The following is a 2,806-nucleotide window of genomic DNA, read 5'->3' as shown; positions in this document are numbered from 1 at the left end:
CTGGACCGGCTTCCCCCCGGAGACCCGCGCCTGACCTCCGGCCGGAGACCCGCGCCTGACCTCCGGCCGGTAGCCCGGCGCGGCGTCCGTCCGGCCTGGGGAGTCGAAGTGTGATCACCTCTCGACCATCAGGTGATCGATTTCGACCGGAAAGGACGCGCACATGCCCCGTGAGGCCGCACGGCACCTCTATCTCGCCCGCCACGGCGAGGCCTCGCCGGACGGCGACGCGCTCACCGACAACGGCCGTCGACAGGCCCGGCTGCTCGGCGAGCGGCTCCGCGGGGTGCCGCTGTCGGCGATCCACCACGGGCCACTGCCGCGTACCCGGGAGACCGCCCGGCTGGTCGGCGAGCAACTCGACGGCGTACCGCTGTTCCCCTCCGAACCCGCGGGCGACTACGTACCGTACGTGCCCGCGCGGGCCGAGCTGCCCACGGAGTCGGCCGACCGGCTGCTCCGCTTCGTCGAGGCGCAGCCGCTCTCCGAGCGCGAGCACGGCCCCGCGCTGGCCCGCGCGGCCGAGGAGCGGTTCACCGGGCCCGTACCGGGCGAGACCACCCGCCACGAACTCGTCATCACGCACAACTTCCTCATCGGCTGGCTCGTCCGGGCGGCGTACGACGCCCCGCCATGGCGCTGGCTCGGCATCAATCACGCCAACGCCGCCCTGACCGTCATCCGTTACGCGCCCGGCCGCCCGCCCTCCGTACTGTTCTTCAACGACATGGCCCACCTCCCCGAGAACCTGCGCTGGACCGGCTTCCCCCCGGAGACCCGCGCCTGACCTCCGGCCGGAGACCCGCGCCTGACCTCCGGCCGGTAGCCCGTGCCGCCCCCCGGCGCGGGGTGCGGCACGGGCGGGGACGGGTGCCCGCTCACCCCGCGGGCGCGACCGGCTCCTGTATCTCGGTCACCCACTGGCTCGGGTCGCCCTCATTCTCCAGATAGAGCTCCCGCGCGTGGCCCATCGAGCGGTAGCCGTTGCCGTCGATCCAGCGGGCCAGTGTCTGCACCGTGGGCATGACCTCGTCCATGGAGCCGCGGTGCACGATGGTGGCGGCGCTCTCCATCGCGGGCAGATCCACGATCGCGAAGTCCTGGCCGGTCCGGGGCCCGTCCGTCACCGTCATGGCAGCGTGGACCACGACGCGCTCATCGCCCTCGGACGCGCCCTCGACGTTCTCGTAGTAGGCGATCGCCGGGCCCGAGGCGGTGACGCCCGCCGCCTCCAGCCGACGGCACAGCTCACCGTAGAGGGGGCCGATCACCGGGCCGATCTGCTCGGGCTGGTATCCGGCCGCTACGGCGGTCAGCTCCGCCACCCGCACTGGCGGTACGCGCTTGAGTACGACGTCTTCCCTGGGCATGTGCCCCTCGCTCTCGATGCTCAGGAGTCTCGCCTCGACCTGGTTCAGCCGCGCCGCGTCGGCCGCCATCGCCGCCGCCAGCTCCGCCCGCCGCAGGCGCAGCATCCCGCGCAACTCCTCGGCGCTCACGCGTTCGTCCAGGATGGCTCCCACCTGTTGCAGCGTGAAGCCGAGGTCCTTGAGCGCGATGACGCGATTGAGCCGCGCGAGCTGCCCGGCCTCGTAGAGGCGGTAGCCGCTGGACGGATCGACGTGGGCGGGGCGCAACAGTCCGATCGCGTCGTAGTGACGCAGCATGCGAACCGTCACGCGGCCGTGCCGGGCGAATTCTCCGATGCCGAACATGACGTCTCCCAGTTCAGGACCTCACACGGTGTCACGGTCAAGGCCTCGGCCGGGGCCCAAGGTCCGGGTCGGTGGCGGGTGGACCTACGAGCCCGTCGCGGCACCGCCCACGCCCGGGATCACCAGGCCCGATTCATAGGCCAGGATCACCGCCTGGGTGCGGTTCTCGGCGCCCAGCTTGGCCAGCACATTGCTGACATGCGTCTTGATGGTCTCCAGCCCGACCGTCAGCCGGGTGGCCATGGCCGGGTTCGACAGTCCGGCGGCCATCAGGCGCAGCACCTCCCGTTCCCGGGCGGTCAGCGCGGCGAGGCGCTCGGCGCCGTGGGGGCCGCCGTTGCCAGGCCGGTCCTCGCCGGCGGCCGATCCGTTGACGGCGGGGGTGCCGTGGTCGGCTTGGGCGGCGTTGGCGCCGGCGGGGGTGGCGTGACCGGAGGGGCCGGAGGCCTCGGGGCGGGCGGCGAGCAGGCTCCGGATGGCATCGGGGAAGAGGAGCGAGTCGCCCTCGGCCACCAGCCGGATCGCCCGAGCGATCCGCTCGACCGGGGTCCGCTTGAGCAGAAATCCATCAGCACCGGCCCGCAGCGCGTCATAGACGTAGGAGTCGTTCTCGAAGGTGGTGATCACGACGATCCGGGGCGGTGCGGGCAACTCGGCGGCGCGCAGCCGACGCGTCGCCTCGATACCGTCCACCCCCGGCATCCGGACGTCCATCAGAACGACATCGGGGCACAGTCGGGTGACCAGGGGCAGTACCTCCGTGCCGTCGATGGCCTCGCCCACCACATCGAGGCCGGGCCTGGCCGAGAGCAGCGTGCGCAACCCGGTGCGGGTCAACTCCTCGTCATCGGCGATCAGTACGGTCAGCGGGCGGTCGTCGACGCCGGTCTCGGTGGTCATGAGCCCGACGGTAGCGGCAGCCGTACGGCCAGCAGCCAGCGCGTTCCGCCGCCGACCGGGCCGGCCGAGAGCTCCCCACCGAGCAACTCCACCCGCTCGGCCATACCGGACAGTCCGCGCCCGCCCCCGCCCCGGCCCCTCGCGTGTCGGGTATCAGCCCGCCCGGGGCCCGGTGCATGCCGCGGGGGCCG

General features: G+C 72.8%; 3 protein-coding genes. 1 reads left to right on the top strand and 2 read right to left on the bottom strand.

Going from position 1 to position 2,806, the window contains the following annotated elements; all coding sequences use genetic code 11:
• Positions 1-163 precede the first annotated feature (163 nt).
• Positions 164-787, top strand: coding sequence for a histidine phosphatase family protein (locus tag ACSNOD_RS30255; RefSeq protein WP_436770277.1), 624 nt, complete (start codon positions 164-166; stop codon positions 785-787).
• 91 nt (positions 788-878) lie between these two features.
• Here the strand turns inward: ACSNOD_RS30255 and ACSNOD_RS30250 are convergent, their stop codons facing one another.
• Both ACSNOD_RS30250 and ACSNOD_RS30245 read right to left on the bottom strand, forming a co-directional pair.
• The gene (locus ACSNOD_RS30250) at positions 879-1,715 is read right to left on the bottom strand and encodes a MerR family transcriptional regulator (RefSeq protein WP_436770276.1); all 837 of its coding nucleotides are present in this window, start codon (positions 1,713-1,715) and stop codon (positions 879-881) included.
• 84 nt (positions 1,716-1,799) lie between these two features.
• Complete coding sequence (locus ACSNOD_RS30245; protein WP_436770275.1) at positions 1,800-2,615, bottom strand: response regulator; 816 nt, start codon at positions 2,613-2,615, stop codon at positions 1,800-1,802.
• Positions 2,616-2,806 lie beyond the last annotated feature (191 nt).

The organism is Streptomyces sp. URMC 123, from assembly GCF_051386515.1.
Taxonomy (GTDB): Bacteria; Actinomycetota; Actinomycetes; order Streptomycetales; family Streptomycetaceae; genus Streptomyces.
Note: the sequence above shows the minus strand (reverse complement) of the source record. Positions and strands in the feature narration are given on the sequence as shown.

Coding starts and splice junctions, on each gene's coding strand:
- ACSNOD_RS30255 (WP_436770277.1), top strand. CDS start 164: ATGCCCCGTGAGGCCGCACGGCACCTCTATCTCGCCCGCCACGGCGAG.
- ACSNOD_RS30250 (WP_436770276.1), bottom strand. CDS start 1,715: ATGTTCGGCATCGGAGAATTCGCCCGGCACGGCCGCGTGACGGTTCGC.
- ACSNOD_RS30245 (WP_436770275.1), bottom strand. CDS start 2,615: ATGACCACCGAGACCGGCGTCGACGACCGCCCGCTGACCGTACTGATC.